The organism is Bacillus sp. FSL L8-0152 (genome assembly GCF_038006365.1).
Lineage (GTDB): Bacteria > Bacillota > Bacilli > Bacillales > Bacillaceae_G > Bacillus_A > Bacillus_A cereus.
Genome location: NZ_JBBOVB010000001.1, coordinates 643701 through 661141 on the forward strand (window position 1 = coordinate 643701; position 17441 = coordinate 661141).

Here is a 17441-nt window from a genome sequence, read left to right on the forward strand (position 1 = left end):
TTTATTGTTAGTGTAATTGTATTTGCTAGAAGGCGGGACAATTCCTTTAAAGTATAAAAAGAGGTCGTAAGTTTTGTACGACCTCTTTTGACATTTTTTATCCCGTAAAAGCCCGATTGGTGTAGGTTAATAATCAGTGGGAGATAGCCCCACTAATTAAAGTTTCACTTTATACTTGTTCAGTTGTATAGGTTGGTTCGTTTTCTTTTTGAGGCATCGCCAAAAAAATAACGGACAGAACGATACATACGCCGCCTAATAATTGATATGTTCCAAAAGATTCATTTAGCCAAGTAATTGAAACGATGGCAGCTACAAGGGGTTCAATGCTAGATAAAATGCTTGTTTCTGTTGCTGCTAAATATTTAAGACTACCGATATATAGAAGGAAAGAAAGGGTACCACTAATAATGATAAGGATAAGCATAGAAAAAGTTTTTAGTGTAAGGGTTTGTGAAAAGTGATTCCACCCGAATGAACGATTATAAATAAGTAGTGCAATTCCTCCGATTAACATCCCCCAACCAATTACTACAGTTGTCCCACATTCTTTAATGAGAGAAGCCGGATGAAGGGTATAAAATGCAAATCCAATTGCTGTTAATAGTCCAAAAATAATAGCTTCTTTAGATAAAACAACATTTTCAATTGAGCCATTTGTAATAATAAAGTATGTTCCTATTAGCGCGGCTATAATTGCGAATAGTTGCATGGAAGCAGGGAATTTTCTTTGTTCAAATGCAACATACATGGTTATAAGAACAGGACCTAGAAATTGAAATAGTGTTGCTGTGACCGCGTTACTAATATGAACTGTTTCGATAAAGGCGTATTGCGCACCAAGCATGCCGAGAATAGAAAAAATAATAAGTTGTATAGAATATCTAGGGTGTTTCCAAATTTGAAATATGTTTTGTTTCTTTATAAGTAAGAAAGACAAAATAAATATTCCTGCAAGCAACAATCGAATTGTTAAAAAATCAATTGAGGATACATTAGTATGTTGAAATAGCCACTGAATCATTGGACCAGATAATCCCCATAATGTAGCCCCTGTAATAATCATAATGAGTCCGATACGTCTACCATTGTTCATTATCATGTTTCTCCTCTCCAGTATTTGATTTTTTATGTGTGACATGATAAAAGGAATTATATATAATTTCTGGTACTGTAAAAAGTATCAGATTTTATTTTTATTAAGGGGTCAGATATTATGTTAGAATTAACGCCTAATTTAAATATGAATAGTAAAAAGGCATTGTATGTGCAATTGTATGAGTATATAAAAAAAGAAATTAAAGATGGATCGATTGTCCCTTTTACGAAATTACCGGCTAAGCGAAAGTTAGCGATACATTTACAAGTAAGTAAAAATACAGTAGAGGCAGCGTACGAACAATTACTTGCAGAAGGTTATATTGAGTCGATATCGAGAAAAGGTTATTTTGTATGCAAGATTGAGCAAATGGTTCATATAGAGGATAGCGGAGAGAGAATAGAAGAAGTACTGTTTCAGGAGAAGAGTTATAAATTTGACTTTACACAAACAGGAATTGATACAAATGCTTTTCCATTCAATATGTATCGGAAAATTGTAAATGAAATATGGCAGCCGCATAATAACGAACTTCTCTTTCTAGGACACCCTCAAGGGGAAGCGAGCTTAAGAGAAGAGATTACGAATTATTTGTATGAATCTAGAGGTGTACGTTGTTCAGCTAGTCAAATTATATTAGGAGCGGGAACACAAATATTAGTGAAACTATTGTTTCAATTGTTAAAGGGAAGCAATTATGCAGTTGAAAACCCAGGGTATCATAGAAAGATGGTTGTTTTTGAAAAGGGGGAAGCAAGAGTCCAAATGTTATCTTTAGATAGAGATGGAATTTGTATTGCAGATTTAGAAAATAGCAATGCGAATGTTGTATTTGTTACACCTTCCCATCAGTTTCCATATGGAATGATTATGCCTATTACGAGAAGGATGCAGCTTTTACAATGGGCAAAGAAAGAAGAGAGCAGGTATATTATTGAAGATGATTACGATAGTGAATTTCGCTATTCTGGAAAGCCTATACCGGCGCTGCAAGGGTTAGATACAGAGGGGAAAGTTATTTATATGGGGACGCTATCTAAAGCATTATTGCCATCGCTACGGATGAGCTATATGGTGTTGCCGAAGAAATTAATTAAAAAGTATCAACAGCAATATTTATTTTATACACAAAGTGTTTCAAGAATGGACCAAGAAGTGATTAGAAGATTTTTAAATGAAGGCTATTGGGAAAAACATATTCATAAAATGCGTGTCGTCTACCGAAAGAAGAGAGATCGACTTGTTTTTGAAATAGAGAAGTATTTCTCTAATCGTGTTGAAGTGATAGGAGAAGATTCGGGATTACACATTTTATTAAAAGTGCATAATGGAATGCGGGAAGAAGAATTAATTCAAGAAGCTGCGAAACATAGTATCAAAATATATCCTGTGTCTACGTACTATAAAGACGGTACGGCGCCTGAGAGTGTAGTTTTACTTGGGTTTGCGATATTATCAGAGGAAGAAATTGCGAAAGCGATTCAATTATTACACACGGCATGGTTTACAAGAAAGTAAAAAACATCCTCCAAACATGAGGATGTTTTTTATTATTTATTTTCATCTAAGAATAAGACCATATGCTCTTCGTCCCAATATTGTCCGTTATATTTTAATGAACGTTCTTGTACACCGAATGTTTTAAAACCTAATGATTCATAAAGTTTTTTCGCTCCATCGTTTCCAACAACAACATCAAGCATAACTTGTTCTACTTCTAAAGATTTAGCAAGCTCAAGACATTCTTTAATAAGTGCTTTTCCTGCTCCAAGTCCGCGTGCTTTTGGAGATACATATACAGAACCGATTTTAGCTTTATGTTCTTGTTTTACATATGGTTTCGTTTCCAGTGTTGCAACCCCGATTAATTTTCCATCTTTAAATGCACCTAGCGTATAGTTTTCATCTTGTGCTAATTTTTGTGCTTTATATTCAATGGCACACTCTTTATTAATAATATCTTCATAAGAAGAGCTGAATGCTTCAGGGTTTTGCTTTAATCCTTCTACGCGAAGTTCTAAGTAAATTTCTGCTTCGTCTTTTGTTAATACATGGATATCCAATTATATCACCCTCCAAATCTTTGCAAATGTACCTTTATTTTATATTGAAATAAGAATAATTTCAAAAGCTTAGCTTATATGAACTGTTTTTATGAACAAAATAACACCAGTAGTGTTTACTACTACTGGTGTTTTCACACGCATATTATTCAAAAGGTAGCTCGATTATAAAGTTTGTTCCCGCTCCTAATTGGCTTGTTACTAGAATAGAACCGTTATGCAATTCTACAATTTCCTTTGCAACAGCTAGCCCGATACCTTTTCCGCCTGTAGCTCGTGTTCTAGATTTATCGACACGATAAAAACGGTCAAATATATGCGGGATATCTTCTTCAGGAATACCTTCACCTTCATCTTGTACACTTATTGTAAAAGAATCTGTTTTTGTAAGTACACGTATCGTAATGGCTGTGTTTTCTGGCGAATGTTGATAAGCGTTGTGTAATAAATTTAACATAACTTGTTCCATACGTCTTTCGTCTATACAAACTTCTAAATCATCTTTGCAATATACATGAAGTTGCATTTGCTTATTTGTTAATGTTGTTTTTGTTTTTTCTACCATTCGTTCTAAAAATGGCTGAAGAAGCACTTTTTGTTTTTTTATAACAAATTGGTGTTGTTCTAATTGTACAAGCATAAATAAATCTTGGACGAGATCGGTTACACTATCCGTTTCATCCTCAATGATTTGTAAGTATTCTTCTCGCTCCTCTTTTGTTAAAGAGTCTCTCTTTGCTACCTTCGCATAACCTTTCATATAGGTCAATGGAGTTAATAGTTCATGAGCGACACTAGCGAGAAATTCATTGCGCTCTTTTTTCATATACGTAAGTTCACTCGATAAATCTTCAATTGTTTTTGCTAAACTTCCGAGTTCATCATTTCGTTTAATACCTAATTGAATTGGCTTGTTTAATTTTGACATTTTTTCTGTCGCTCTCTTCATTTTTACAAGTGGTTCTGTAATAACGCGTGAAAAAACAAAGACAGAAATTGTTGTTAAAATAATTGTTAAAACGCTAATGATAAGAAATTGGTTCATGAGTTTAAGCAACATATTTTCTAGGAAAGATGTTTTTAATAACATATATAGCTTTCCTTGAAACTTTGTTGTGTTAAGTGGGCTTACTGTTGTGATGAACTTTGATTTTTTCCAGTTCCTTTCAACGACTAAGCCGCCGTCTGGGACAGTTTCTGTTTTACAAGTAAGTTGTTTTTGCATATCTTTTGTTACGGGTTCTGAGGTGGAAATAATTTTGCCGTTATGGTCAGTAATAATGATAGCTATATCGGAGTTAGAAATTGATTCCGATTCAACTAAGTGTGCAGCCTCATTCGTAATATCGAACTCAGGGTACACAGGACGTTTAGGATTTTTATTATGTTCAGCGTGTTTCATTTCTTTATAATATTCATCCCGTCTCTCGCGGCTTTTAATTTTTTTACTATAGCGATTACCTTTCTCTAAAAGAGCATCTGTTTCCTCTACAATACGCATTTTTGAAAGGCTTTTATAAAAAGATACGAAAGCAATTGTTTCAATACATAAAGCTAATATTAAAAAGTATGTCCCAATTTTAAGGGAAAGTTTACTCATTTTTTCACCATACCTTATTCATAATAAAGAGTCAGTGGTATACGATTTCCCACTGACCGAAGTAATTATTCACTTTTCCATTTATATCCGACTTTATAGACCGTTTCTAGGTAATCTTCAATCGGAAATCCTTTTTTGCGTAGTTTATCACGGATATTACGAATGTGTGAGTCAATTGTTCTATATTCGATATCTGTTTCATAGCCCCAAATTTTTTCGATTAAATCATCTCGGCTATAAGCACGGTTTGTATTTTGCAAAAATAGCCCGAGTAACGAAAATTCGATAGGAGTTAGCGAGATTTTTTCATCATAAACTGTGACAGTATGTTTTGTTTTATCCCACTCAATACCATTGAAACTAACAAAGCCATCTTTTTTTGTACGGCGTAATATAGCCTCGATTCGTGCGACTAATACATGCTCATCAAATGGTTTTGTAATATAATCATCTGCGCCCATCGTGAGGCCTTTCACCATATCGTAGTTTTGGTTGCGAGCTGTTAACATAATGATAGGAACGTTGGAAATTTGACGAATTTGATAGCAAGTATCCCATCCATCCATATTTGGCATCATAACATCTAATAAAATAATATCGAATTCTTTTTGTTCGATTAATTTTAGTGCTTCAAGGCCAGAGGTAGCTTTCATACAAAAATAGCCGCGAGGGCTTAAGAACAGATCTAATAATCGCAACATACGTTCTTCATCGTCTACTAATAAAATTTTTACCATAATCTTGTGCACCCCAAACTGTTCATTCTACTTGTATAGTTTACATGAAAATAATAAAAAACTCTTTTTATGTGATTGAATGGAGGGGTGATTTTTTCGCTCAGAGTAATTGACATAAAAAATGCACTAGTTTTGCACAACTATTTTTTATAATAGAAAACGTAGCGACACAAAATACCCTATGTTGCGACATAACGTCATGTCATTTTATTTATAAAATGACAATTCCATTCTATTGTGTATGTGAGATAGAGAGGGTTTTCGTATTCACCTCGCATCGGATAAGAAAAATTTCCTATCTCACACTTTTTTTAAAAGGAGATCATACACATGAATTCAAAAGAAGAAATTTCAAAAAAAGAAAAGCAAGATCGTAATACGGTTGTCATGTGCGTTGCCGTATCTATGGTTATTATTATAAGTTGCGTAAATAAAATTTTGGGGATTTTATAATATAAAAAAAGCTGATTGCTTCTTAAGAAGCAATCAGCTTTTTTCGTTGTTAGGGGGAGTATTTCTATATAATAAACCAAGGTAAAATTGCTAATCCAGAAGTTATAATTGCTGTAGTAAATATTAAAAGCATAGCTCGTTTGTTTTGTTTCATGTCACATTCTCCTTTACATATCAAGTACATGCGATCAGTGTGAGATGTGGTTCCCCACTGAGTAAAGTGTCACTTTATATTTTTAGTATAATGAATGGTAAGGATTGGTACGATCGATAAAGGTGACATGAAGATTACATTGTTGTAATGAAAAAAGCATCTTTCTTAATAAAAAGATGCTTTTGGAAAACTATATTGAAGTATTAATCATTTAAGAACAGAACCATATGTTCCTCGTCCCAATATTGACCGTTATGTTTTAATGAACGCTCTTGTACGCCGTAAGTTTGGAAACCTAATGATTCATATAATTTTTTGGCACCAGCGTTACCAACTACAACATCGAGCATAAGTTGTTCTACATGTAATTTATCGGCATTTTCAATAATTGCTTTAATAAGAGCTCGTCCTGCTCCAAGGCCACGCGCTTTTGGGGAAACGAAAACGGAACCGATTTTTGCTTTATGTTCTTGTTTAATAAAAGGCTTTGTTTCTAAAGTAGCAATGCCGATTAAATCATCATCTTTGAAGACCCCTAGAGTATACTTATCCGGATTGCTTAATCGTTTTGCCATAGCAGCTACAGGATCCTCATGTTTCAAAACATCTTCATAGGAAGAGCTAAAAGCTTCCGGGTTCTTCGTTAAACCTTCCATACAAACTTTTAAATATATTTCTGCGTCCTCTGTCGTTAATAAGCGAATTTCCATAGTTGTAACCTCCTTGGTCGATTTCAAATAAAATAAATCCATTACTTTTATAAGATTGTGTATGTGTTTTGTTAGCAGTCTCTTTTAATTTGTAAAAGAATGAAAAGATATATGCTACAATGTTTTGTTTTTTAATATGTAATGAAATTATATATTAACTTTATTAACTATTCAAGTCTTTAATATATTACATTTTCATAACTAAAATAACTCCTCAATTGAGGAGTTATTTTAGTTATTTGATTGATAACCATCAATTCGATGTGGATGTGTGTAAATATTGCAGGATTCATTTCTGATAAATCCTACGACTGTAATGCCTAAATCGTGAGCGAGTTGTAATGCTAGTTTTGTTGGGGCAGATTTAGATAGAACAATTTCACATCCGATTTTTGAAACTTTGAGTAAAATTTCGGATGAAATACGTCCGCTAAATGCGATAATTTTTCCTTTAACAGATATATCATTGCGTAAACAATGACCGTATATTTTGTCTAATGCATTATGTCTTCCGATATCCATTCTTGATAGAAGGATATTATTTCGATCACATAGCGCGGTATTGTGAACACCACCAGTTTGGCGAAAGGTAGTGGAAGATTGTTGTAAAGTATTCATTAAGTAAAAACATTCTTCAGGAGTAATTTTTACATGTATATCATGTAAGTCTTTTGCTTTTGCCGCATCGTTTATGAAAATAAAACCTTGTCTACCTTTTCCGCAGCAAGAAGTGATGTATCGTTTATTATATAAAGTTTGATAGAGCGGATTCACTTTTGATGATTTTACATGGACAATTCCGTTATCTTTTTGAACCCATAGTTCTTCAACATCGTTATAGGAAGAAATAATCCCCTCAGAAATTAAAAAACCAATTACCATATCTTCAATATAATTTGGTGTGCATACGACTGTTACATATTCTTCACCATTCAATTTAATAGTAATAGGAGATTCTGTAACAATCTCGTCAAGTTGTTTTGAAAATGTACCAGATTGATAACGTACAATTGTATAAGTCTCTTGCGTAGGCCCCATATTTAATTCCCCTTTTATATGTATTTCTCTCCCACATTTATCATAAAACAATGGAAAAAATAAAAACACCTATTAACAAGAAGATCACAGATTATTTTGGTTATTATTGTATATGTACGATATAATAGAACTGTAGAATAGTGATATTTTCAAGCTTTCGTAGTTATACCTTATAACATCTAGAATCGACTTCATAAGAAAGTATTTGGGTAGAGCGTTTCAAAAATATGTACAGTAATGCGGTTTTGAAAACGGATTCATAATTGTGTTGTACAGTTGGTTGTAAGGAGAGGGGAAACTATGGCAGAACAGACAGTCCGTGTAACCGTCGATGGTAAAGAATTTTCTGCATCAGGTGAAAAGACGATACTACAATTATTTAACGAGAGTAATTTGGAACATCCTCAAATTTGTCATGTACCAGAAGTAGATCCAATTCAAACTTGTGATACGTGTATTGTAGAAGTAAATGGAAAGTTATTGCGTGCTTGTTCAACGAAATTAGAGAACGGTATGCATATCGAAAGACAGTCCCAGCGTGCAAAAGAGGCACAGACTGAGGCAATGGATCGAATATTAGAGAATCATCTACTGTATTGTACCGTTTGTGATAACAATAATGGTAACTGTAAAGTCCATAATACAGTACATATGATGGGAATTGAGGAACAGAAATATCCGTATGAGCCGAAAGTAAGTGCGTGTGAAGTGGATATGTCACATCCATTTTATCGATATGATCCAAATCAATGTATTGCTTGTGGGCAGTGTGTAGAAGTATGTCAAAACTTACAAGTGAATGAAACTATATCGATTGATTGGAGCTTAGACCGTCCACGTGTTATATGGGACAATGGTGTAAGTATAAATGACTCATCTTGTGTAAGTTGTGGACAGTGTGTAACAGTATGTCCATGTAATGCGTTAATGGAAAAAACAATGCTGGGTGAAGCCGGATTCATGACTGGATTGAAACCGGATGTGTTAGATCCGATGATTGATTTTGTAAAGGATGTAGAGCCTGGATATAGTAGTATTTTAGCAGTTTCAGAAGTAGAGGCTGCGATGCGTAAGACGAAAGTGAATAAAACAAAAACAGTTTGTACATTTTGTGGTGTAGGTTGTTCATTTGAAGTATGGACGAAAGACCGCCACATTTTGAAAGTACAGCCTGTTTCAGATGCGCCGGTTAACGGTATTTCCACATGTGTAAAAGGAAAATTTGGATGGGATTTTGTAAACAGTGAAGATCGTATTACAAAGCCATTAATTCGCCAAGGAGATATGTTTGTTGAAGCTTCATGGGAAGAGGCTCTTGAAGTTGTTGCATCCAATATGCAGCATATTAAATCAGAATATGGAAGTGATGCATTTGGATTTATTTCTTCTTCGAAAGTAACGAATGAAGAAAATTATCTTATGCAAAAACTAGCCCGTCAAATATATGGAACGAATAATGTAGACAACTGTTCCCGTTATTGTCAATCTCCAGCAACAGACGGTTTATTTAAAACTGTCGGTATGGGCGGGGACGCTGGAACAGTGAAAGATATTGCGGAAGCTGGCCTTGTCATTATCGTTGGAGCAAATCCAACAGAAGGACATCCTGTACTTGCAACGCGTGTAAAACGTGCTCATAAATTACATGACCAAAAATTAATTGTGGCGGACCTTCGTAAACATGAAATGGCAGAGCGTGCGGATTTATTCATTCATCCGCGCCAAGGAACTGATTATGTATGGCTCGCTGGTATTACGAAATATATTATTGATCAAGATTGGCACGATAAAAAGTTCATAGCTGAAAATGTGAAGAATTTTGATGAATATAGCAAAATGGTAGAAAAGTATACGCTTGATTATACAGAAGAAATTACGGGGATTTCGAAAGAAAATCTGAAAGAAATGGCTCGTATGGTATATGAAGCAGATGGTACTTGTGTACTTTGGGGAATGGGTGTAACTCAAAATACTGGAGGAAGTACAACTTCAGCAGCAATTTCAAATCTATTGCTTGTTACGGGTAATTATCGTCGTCCTGGTGCAGGAGCATATCCATTACGCGGACATAATAACGTACAAGGCGCTTGTGATATGGCAACATTACCAAACTGGCTTCCAGGTTACCAATCAGTTTCAGATGATGCGCTCCGTGCGAAATTTGAAAAAGCATACGGTACTACAATTCCGAAAGCACCAGGCTTAAATAATATTGCAATGTTACTTGCGGCAGATGAAGGAAAACTACGTGGTATGTATGTTATGGGTGAAGAAATGGCTTTAGTAGATTCGAATGCCAACCATGTACAACATATTTTAGCGAATTTAGATTTCCTTGTTGTTCAAGATATGTTCTTGTCGAAAACAGCTCGTTTTGCTGATGTTATTTTACCGGCAGCACCAAGCTTAGAAAAAGAGGGAACATTTACGAATACAGAGCGCCGTATTCAAAGATTATATGAAGTATTGAAGCCGCTTGGTGATTCAAAGCCAGACTGGTGGATTTTACAAAAAGTAGCTCGTGCACTTGGCGGGGACTGGAATTATGAAAATCCAAGTGAAATCATGGATGAAATTGCATCGCTTGCACCTTTATATTCTCAGGCAACATACGATCGTTTAGAAGGATGGAATAGTTTATGTTGGGGTAGCCATGATGGTAGCGATACACCACTATTATATGTGGACGGATTTAACTTCCCAGATAAACTAGCTCGTCTATCATTAGATGAATGGGTACCACCAGTTATAGCGCCAGATGAGTATGATTTACTTTTAAATAATGGTCGTATGTTAGAACATTTCCATGAAGGGAATATGACGAATAAATCGGCTGGTATTTTATCTAAAGTATCTGAAGTGTTCGTTGAAATCTCGCCTGAACTTGCCCTAGAGCGCAATGTGAAAGATGGTGGTCTTGTAGAATTAGCATCACCATTTGGGAAAATTAAAGTACAGGCACTTGTTACAGATCGTGTAACGGGGAAAGAGCTATATTTACCGATGCATGCAACGGTAAATGAAGAGGCAATCAATATTTTAACTGGAACGGCGACAGATCTTTATACGTGTACACCAGCGTACAAACAAACGATGGTAAAGATGCGTGTACTACGTGAAAAAGGGAATCGTCCGTTACCATCTTCAAACCCGAGAGATAAAAAGCGTAATCCGCAAAACGGTGTTGAAATCCAGCAAAAATGGCAAAGAAAACAATACGTATCACTTGTGGACTAGGGGGCGGAGATAGTGGCGAAAGAAATTACTGTAATTAAAAAGAAAGTTGTAACAGAGGAAGAACAGAAACAGCAAGTAGCAGATGAACTTCTAAATGAGCTATCTAATAATCGTGAAGCAGTAGAAGAAACGATGCAGCTTTTAGCACAGTTGCAGAAGGCTGGTATATTAGATGCGGCAATTAGTTTACTTGCTGCGAAGGAAGATGTTTCAAAAATCGCTGTGGAGCAATTAAATCGTGAACCCGTTAAAAATGCGTTAAATAATATGATGGGGGCAGGAGAAGCGTTATCTTCAGTTGACCCAGAAATAACGAAGCAAATTACGTCAAGTTTAGTTACAGGATTGCAATTTGCAACAGACGAATTAAATAGTGGTAAAAAAACAAAAGTGATGGATTTCTTTAAAGTATTAAAAGATCCAGATATCAATAGAGCTATTACATTCGGTTTTAGCTTCTTGAAAGCATTTGGACAAGGGTTAGAGAAAAAATAGAATAAATGAAAAAGTGATGGGAAGTAGCCATCACTTTTTTCATTATATGTATAAGAGTGTTCATGTTAAGCGGAATATATTATTATTAAAAAGATGGATTAGAACTGGAAATATGGAATCCATCTCAAATACCGTTTTAGAATTTGGAGGAATATATGCAACACCGTAAAAAACTATCTATACCAGGAGTAATGAGACATTCCTTTCAAACAGTTAAATTTGCTTTTTGGAATGTATTAACTTTTCAACTTGCTTATAAATTATTAGCAGCGATTGTGTTTGTTCCACTATTTGGGATCATTTTTAATAAGTTATTGTATTTTGGTGGTTATGCAAATGCGACAAATGATGAATTATTAGCATTTTTAAAGACGCCTTATGGCATCTTAGCAATTGTAATTTTGTCATTGTTAGCACTGTTTCTTATCTTTACGGAATTTGCGGTGCTTATTATTATTTCGTATTTCGCTCATAAAAGACAGAAGGTGAAATTACGTCCGATTTTATATAAAACGGTAACGTATTTACCTACTCTTTTCACATATTGCTTACCGGGATTTATTTTATATGCTGTCGTATTGTTGCCTCTTTTAAATATGGGATATGAAACGGCATTAATCCCGCAAATTCAAATTCCTAACTTTATTACAGGAGAACTGTTTAAGACAACGATGGGGCAAGTTGGTTATTACACGTTCTTTGCTGTAGTCGCGTATTTGAATCTTCGATGGATTTTCGTTCTACCTATTGTTGTTTTAGAGCAAAAATCATTTCGCGTGGCAGCACGTAAAAGTGCAAATTTAGTAAAGGAAAGCTTTTTTAAAGTACTACTCTTTTTAGTAGGATTTTTTATTTCAATTGGAATTGTATATGTCGTATTTTTGGGAATATATTTATTGTGCCTATGGGGTGTTTATGAATTTACAAACCCGAAAGGAACATTTGCATTATTAGCTGAATCAACGATTTCTGTATTTTTAACGAGCACATTGTATTTATTCAGCTTTATCGTGACGCCATTTTATATTATGGCGATTACGCGATTATACTTACAAAAGGTACCGGTTGAAGATGTTTTATTAGAAGAAGGATTAGATTATTCGAAAACGAAAGCAGATAAATGTTTCTTCCAAAAACATCGTTGGAAATTCATTGGCGTATACATTGTAGGGATTATTACTGCGGGAATGGTTGTTGCCTTCATTGTAACGTTTATTTCAAATTCGTATAAAGAACCGATCATTATGGCGCACCGCGGGTATATATCAAAAGGCGTAGAAAATACGAAAGAAGCTGTGCAAGGTGCTATTGATGCAAAAGCAGACTACGCTGAAATAGATGTATTACAAACGAAAGACGGTGAACTAGCGGTTATACATGATTTGAAGCTGAAGCGTCTTGCCAATGCCAATGTGCATGTGTCAGATTTAACGATGGCTGAGTTAAGGCAGCTTACCCTTAGTCAAGATGGACTTTCAGGACAAATAAGTACACTTGATGAAATCATTAAGCTAGCAAATGGCAAAATCAAACTTAATATAGAAGTGAAGCTTCATGGGGGCGAAAAAGACTTTGTAAACAAAGTCTTAAAAACGATTAAAGATAATGAATTTGAGAAGCAATGTGTAATTCAAACGTTACACTATCCGCTTATTAAAGAGTTTAAGCGTGCAAATCCAGATATAAAAGTAGGGTATATATTGTATGCAAGTAGAGCTAACTTAAAGAATGTGAAGGCTGACTTTTACGTAGCAGAAGAATATATGTTAAATAAGAAATTAGTAAAAGAAGCAAGGAAGTTAAACAAACCAATTTACGTATGGACAGTAAATGATATGGAAAATTTAAAGGCATATTATAAGTTAAACGTAGATGGTATCATAACTGATTACCCTGAAGATGCACGTGAAACAATTAAGATGTTAAAAGAGCAAGAAGCGGAAGAAAGTGATTTGTTTGATAAAATTACTGAAACGACAGATGATTTATTTTTAAAATTATTTATAAGTTACCCAGCTGCTAGCTAAATGTTAGCAGCTGTTTTTTTGTGAAAAGAATATATCTCTAAAGTATTAAGTAAAGTAATAACTGTATATGTATACGTTATCGCTTAGTTTTTTACATTGTTACATTATTGTCAAATAATAAATGATTACTGTTTATTTTGAAGAAGTATAATAAAAATTGAGTGAAAGATAATGGAATGTCACGAAACCCCTAATAGAATCAATGTTTTATATATTTACACTATTCTAAATATATAAACTTCAGAAAAATGATATGTTAGCGTTTTCATAACTTTTAAGTTATGCTAGAATAAGGACATAAGTTATTAATTATTACAAAAAGAAAAAAGAATCTCTTTTTTCTGTTAATTATAAGGGGGCATTTCATTATGCGTATTGGGGTACCAGCAGAAATTAAAAACAACGAAAACCGTGTGGCAATGACACCAGCAGGTGTTGTACATTTAATTCGTAACAATCACGAAGTATTCATTCAAAAGGGTGCAGGTTTAGGATCTGGTTTCACAGACGCTCAGTATGTTGAAGCGGGAGCAAAAATTGTTGATACAGCTGAAGAAGCTTGGAACATGGAAATGGTTATGAAAGTTAAAGAACCAATTGAAAGCGAATACAAACACTTCAGTGAAGGCTTAATCTTATTCACATACTTACACTTAGCTCCAGAGCCAGAATTAACAAAAGCGTTAATTGAGAAGAAAGTTGTTGCGATTGCATACGAAACAGTACAATTAGAAAACCGTTCTCTACCATTACTTGCACCTATGAGTGAAGTAGCTGGTCGTATGGCTGCACAAATTGGTGCGCAATTCCTTGAGAAAAACAAAGGCGGTAAAGGTATCTTACTTGCAGGTGTTCCAGGAGTTAAACGTGGTAAAGTAACAATCATCGGTGGTGGACAAGCTGGTACAAATGCTGCTAAAATTGCAGTTGGACTAGGTGCGGATGTAACAATCATCGACTTAAGCGCAGAACGTCTTCGTCAATTAGATGACATTTTCGGAAACCAAGTAAAAACTTTAATGTCTAATCCTTACAATATTGCAGAAGCTGTAAAAGAGTCTGATCTTGTAATCGGTGCAGTATTAATCCCAGGTGCAAAAGCTCCAAAACTTGTAACAGAAGAAATGATTAAATCAATGGAACCAGGTTCTGTTGTTGTAGATATCGCGATTGACCAAGGTGGTATTTTCGAAACAACTGACCGTATTACAACTCATGATAACCCAACTTACGAAAAACACGGCGTTGTTCATTATGCAGTTGCAAACATGCCAGGTGCGGTTCCACGTACATCAACTCTTGCATTAACAAACGTAACAGTACCATATGCAGTACAAATTGCTAACAAAGGCTACAAAGAAGCTTGCCTAGGCAACTCTGCATTACTAAAAGGTATTAACACATTAGATGGCTATGTAACATTTGAAGCAGTTGCAGAAGCTCACGGTGTAGAGTACAAAGGTGCTAAAGAATTATTAGAAGCAGAAACAGTATCTTGCTAATAGAAGCATTATACAAAACAAAATCGAACAATATATAATACAACATGATAAGAGCTAAGAGATAATACCTCTTAGCTCTTCTTAGTAAAAGGGGGCATACATCGTGGCCAACCTATTTAAAAAGAAATCCGTTACGCAATTGTTAGGGGAAAGTAAAAGTAAAACTTTGACGAAAACGCTAGGGGCATTTGACCTAACAATGCTAGGGATTGGTGCGATAATTGGTACAGGAGTTCTAGTATTAACTGGATTAGTAGCAGCAAGAGATGCTGGTCCAGCAGTTATTTTTTCATTTATGATTGCAGCAATTGTTTGTGGATTTGCAGCATTATGTTATGCAGAAGTTGCATCTACACTTCCTGTTTCAGGTAGTGTGTACACATATTCGTATGCAACAATTGGTGAGTTTGTTGCTCATTTAATGGGATGGACATTGTTATCCGTATATGTCGTAACGACTGCCGCAGTAGCTGGCGGATGGACGGGTTATTTCAATAATTTAGTGAGTGGACTGGGACTTGAAATTCCGAAAGCGTTGCTAACAATTCCAGCGCAAGGTGGTATGGTAAACTTACCAGCAGTTATCGTTACGTTAGTGATAACTTGGTTATTATCACGAGGTACGAAAGAAAGTAAGCGTGTGAATAACATAATGGTATTAATTAAAATTGGTATTGTTGTTTTATTCATTGCAGTTGGTGTATTCTACGTGAAACCAGAAAACTGGATACCATTTGCACCTTACGGTTTAAGTGGAGTGTTCGCAGGGGGAGCAGCAGTATTCTTTGCTTTCTTAGGATTTGATGCATTAGCAACTTCTGCTGAAGAAGTAAAAAATCCGCAACGTGATCTACCAATTGGTATTATTGCTTCGTTAGTTATTTGTACAATCATTTATGTTGTAGTTTGTCTCGTTATGACGGGTATGGTTTCTTATAAAGAGCTAGATGTACCGGAAGCGATGGCATATGTGTTAGAGGTTGTAGGACAAGATAAAGTGGCTGGTGTAATTGCTATTGGAGCTGTAATCGGTATTATGGCTGTAATTTTCGCTTACATTTATGCGACAACACGTGTATTCTTCGCAATGAGTCGTGACGGTTTATTACCAAAATCTTTTGCGAAAATTAACAAGAAGACTGAAGCGCCAACATTTTCAGTTTGGTTAACAGGAATTGGTAGTGCTTTAATTGCTGGATTTATCGATTTAAAAGAATTGTCGAATTTAGCGAATATTGGAGCGTTATTAACATTCGCCATGGTTGGTGTAACTGTTATCATTCTTCGTAAAACGCATCCGAAATTACAACGTGGATTTATGGTACCACTTGTACCGATCTTACCGATTATTTCAATTGCATGTTGTCTATTCTTAATGGTAAATTTACCGTTAACAACATGGATATACTTTGGTATTTGGTTAGCGATTGGAGTAGTTGTATACTTTGTTTATTCGAAAAAACATAGTCATTTAAAAGACGATGGAAGTTCGCAGGATAATTTAGATCAAGCTAATTAAAGGGATATAAACACAGTAAGCCTTGTGCGTCTAGGGAGCACGCAAGGCTTTTTCTTTTGTTGAAATAAAGGGGATGTATATTACTTTGTTGAATTTTTATGTCGGAATATGAAAAAAGGGTGGGAGAAAAATGGAAGAAATAAAAGTTGTTGTTGGAGCAGAGGATTATAATAATAACCCTGGTTGGTTACATACGAATGAAGAAGAATTAAATTTATTACGGAGAGAAACTTGGCTTGATAAGTTTCAATCTAATTCTTTATCAGTCATTTTGGCAGAGCATGTATGGGAGCATTTATCATATGAAGAAGGAATTGAAGCTGCAAAAATTTGTTATGAGTTTTTAATGGAGAATGGATATATTCGTTGTGCAGTACCAGATGCATTTTTTCCAGATGAAGAATATCAGCAAGGGGTACAAGTGGGGGGACCTGGTCCATTAGATCATCCTGCAGCAAGCCATAAAATTGTTCATAACTATAAAACAATCACGTCCATGTTTGAATCAGCAGGTTTTCAAGTGAGGCTCTTAGAATACTGTGATGAGAATGGTAAGTTTCACTATAATGATTGGAATGAGAAAGATGGATTTATTTATCGTTCGAAACGTTTTGACCATAGAAATCGGGATAATCAGTTAGGATTTGTTTCTTTAATTGTGGATGCGGTGAAAAATGAAAAGTAAGTAAAAAGGGGTGTGCGAATTGTACATCCTTTTTTGTATGAGAATATAGAGGATGCGGAAAATATGTATATGCCTTACTAAAATGTGAACGGAATGTTCATAAAAAAAATTCAGATTTCATT

General features: G+C 35.0%; 14 protein-coding genes. 8 read left to right on the plus strand and 6 right to left on the minus strand.

Annotated elements, in window-relative coordinates:
- Nucleotides 1–169 precede the first annotated feature (169 nt).
- The gene (locus MHH27_RS03355) at nt 170–1096 is read right to left on the minus strand and encodes a DMT family transporter (protein ID WP_098251327.1); all 927 of its coding nucleotides are present in this window, start codon (nt 1094–1096) and stop codon (nt 170–172) included.
- 120 nt (nt 1097–1216) lie between these two features.
- Between MHH27_RS03355 and pdxR the strand changes: the two genes are divergently transcribed.
- Nucleotides 1217–2617: a MocR-like pyridoxine biosynthesis transcription factor PdxR gene (pdxR, locus tag MHH27_RS03360; RefSeq protein ID WP_000891880.1), complete on the plus strand. Its 1401-nt coding sequence runs from the start codon at nt 1217–1219 to the stop codon at nt 2615–2617.
- Nucleotides 2618–2649: 32 nt separating this feature from the next.
- Here pdxR and MHH27_RS03365 read toward each other — a convergent pair whose 3' ends face one another.
- The 3 genes from MHH27_RS03365 to MHH27_RS03375 form a co-directional block, all read right to left on the minus strand.
- Nucleotides 2650–3162: a GNAT family N-acetyltransferase gene (locus tag MHH27_RS03365; protein WP_000351212.1), complete on the minus strand. Its 513-nt coding sequence runs from the start codon at nt 3160–3162 to the stop codon at nt 2650–2652.
- A gap of 145 nt (nt 3163–3307) precedes the next feature.
- The gene (locus MHH27_RS03370; protein WP_000041023.1) at nt 3308–4762 is read right to left on the minus strand and encodes a HAMP domain-containing sensor histidine kinase; all 1455 of its coding nucleotides are present in this window, start codon (nt 4760–4762) and stop codon (nt 3308–3310) included.
- A 65-nt stretch (nt 4763–4827) separates the two neighbouring features.
- Nucleotides 4828–5499, minus strand: coding sequence for a response regulator transcription factor (locus MHH27_RS03375; protein ID WP_000238956.1), 672 nt, complete (start codon nt 5497–5499; stop codon nt 4828–4830).
- A 330-nt stretch (nt 5500–5829) separates the two neighbouring features.
- Between MHH27_RS03375 and MHH27_RS03380 the strand changes: the two genes are divergently transcribed.
- Complete coding sequence (locus MHH27_RS03380) at nt 5830–5952, plus strand: hypothetical protein (RefSeq protein WP_001085006.1); 123 nt, start codon at nt 5830–5832, stop codon at nt 5950–5952.
- A 357-nt stretch (nt 5953–6309) separates the two neighbouring features.
- Here MHH27_RS03380 and MHH27_RS03385 read toward each other — a convergent pair whose 3' ends face one another.
- Together MHH27_RS03385 and fdhD are read right to left on the minus strand one after the other, a co-directional pair.
- Nucleotides 6310–6816 (minus strand): GNAT family N-acetyltransferase, encoded by a 507-nt coding sequence (locus MHH27_RS03385; protein WP_000405868.1) that lies wholly within the window; start codon nt 6814–6816, stop codon nt 6310–6312.
- Nucleotides 6817–7047: 231 nt separating this feature from the next.
- Entirely contained in the window at nt 7048–7854 is an 807-nt protein-coding gene (gene fdhD / locus MHH27_RS03390) for a formate dehydrogenase accessory sulfurtransferase FdhD (RefSeq protein ID WP_053565276.1), read from the minus strand.
- Nucleotides 7855–8154: 300 nt separating this feature from the next.
- On the opposite strand from fdhD, the gene fdhF reads away from it, so the two are divergent.
- The 6 genes from fdhF (at nt 8155) to MHH27_RS03420 (ending at nt 17319) form a co-directional block, all read left to right on the plus strand.
- Nucleotides 8155–11091: a formate dehydrogenase subunit alpha gene (fdhF, locus tag MHH27_RS03395; protein ID WP_098251329.1), complete on the plus strand. Its 2937-nt coding sequence runs from the start codon at nt 8155–8157 to the stop codon at nt 11089–11091.
- A gap of 12 nt (nt 11092–11103) precedes the next feature.
- Nucleotides 11104–11586 (plus strand): DUF1641 domain-containing protein, encoded by a 483-nt coding sequence (locus MHH27_RS03400; RefSeq protein ID WP_001040540.1) that lies wholly within the window; start codon nt 11104–11106, stop codon nt 11584–11586.
- Between the two features lie 155 nt (nt 11587–11741).
- Nucleotides 11742–13613: a glycerophosphodiester phosphodiesterase gene (locus MHH27_RS03405; protein ID WP_001164720.1), complete on the plus strand. Its 1872-nt coding sequence runs from the start codon at nt 11742–11744 to the stop codon at nt 13611–13613.
- 368 nt (nt 13614–13981) lie between these two features.
- Nucleotides 13982–15115, plus strand: a complete 1134-nt coding sequence (gene ald, locus MHH27_RS03410) for an alanine dehydrogenase (protein ID WP_001219741.1) — start codon at nt 13982–13984, stop codon at nt 15113–15115.
- A gap of 103 nt (nt 15116–15218) precedes the next feature.
- The gene (locus MHH27_RS03415; protein WP_001284896.1) at nt 15219–16634 is read left to right on the plus strand and encodes an amino acid permease; all 1416 of its coding nucleotides are present in this window, start codon (nt 15219–15221) and stop codon (nt 16632–16634) included.
- A gap of 130 nt (nt 16635–16764) precedes the next feature.
- Nucleotides 16765–17319 carry a class I SAM-dependent methyltransferase gene (locus MHH27_RS03420; protein ID WP_061661010.1) on the plus strand — a complete coding sequence of 185 codons (555 nt, stop codon included), beginning with the start codon at nt 16765–16767 and terminating at the stop codon, nt 17317–17319.
- The last annotated feature ends 122 nt before the right edge of the window (nt 17320–17441 follow it).

Bases quoted from the DNA above. Each gene is read 5' to 3' on its own strand.
- ald (WP_001219741.1), top strand. From the start codon at position 13,982: ATGCGTATTGGGGTACCAGCAGAAATTAAAAACAACGAAAACCGTGTG.
- fdhF (WP_098251329.1), top strand. From the start codon at position 8,155: ATGGCAGAACAGACAGTCCGTGTAACCGTCGATGGTAAAGAATTTTCT.
- MHH27_RS03405 (WP_001164720.1), top strand. From the start codon at position 11,742: ATGCAACACCGTAAAAAACTATCTATACCAGGAGTAATGAGACATTCC.
- MHH27_RS03385 (WP_000405868.1), bottom strand. From the start codon at position 6,816: ATGGAAATTCGCTTATTAACGACAGAGGACGCAGAAATATATTTAAAA.
- pdxR (WP_000891880.1), top strand. From the start codon at position 1,217: ATGTTAGAATTAACGCCTAATTTAAATATGAATAGTAAAAAGGCATTG.
- MHH27_RS03380 (WP_001085006.1), top strand. From the start codon at position 5,830: ATGAATTCAAAAGAAGAAATTTCAAAAAAAGAAAAGCAAGATCGTAAT.
- MHH27_RS03420 (WP_061661010.1), top strand. From the start codon at position 16,765: ATGGAAGAAATAAAAGTTGTTGTTGGAGCAGAGGATTATAATAATAAC.
- fdhD (WP_053565276.1), bottom strand. From the start codon at position 7,854: ATGGGGCCTACGCAAGAGACTTATACAATTGTACGTTATCAATCTGGT.
- MHH27_RS03370 (WP_000041023.1), bottom strand. From the start codon at position 4,762: ATGAGTAAACTTTCCCTTAAAATTGGGACATACTTTTTAATATTAGCT.
- MHH27_RS03375 (WP_000238956.1), bottom strand. From the start codon at position 5,499: ATGGTAAAAATTTTATTAGTAGACGATGAAGAACGTATGTTGCGATTA.
- MHH27_RS03355 (WP_098251327.1), bottom strand. From the start codon at position 1,096: ATGAACAATGGTAGACGTATCGGACTCATTATGATTATTACAGGGGCT.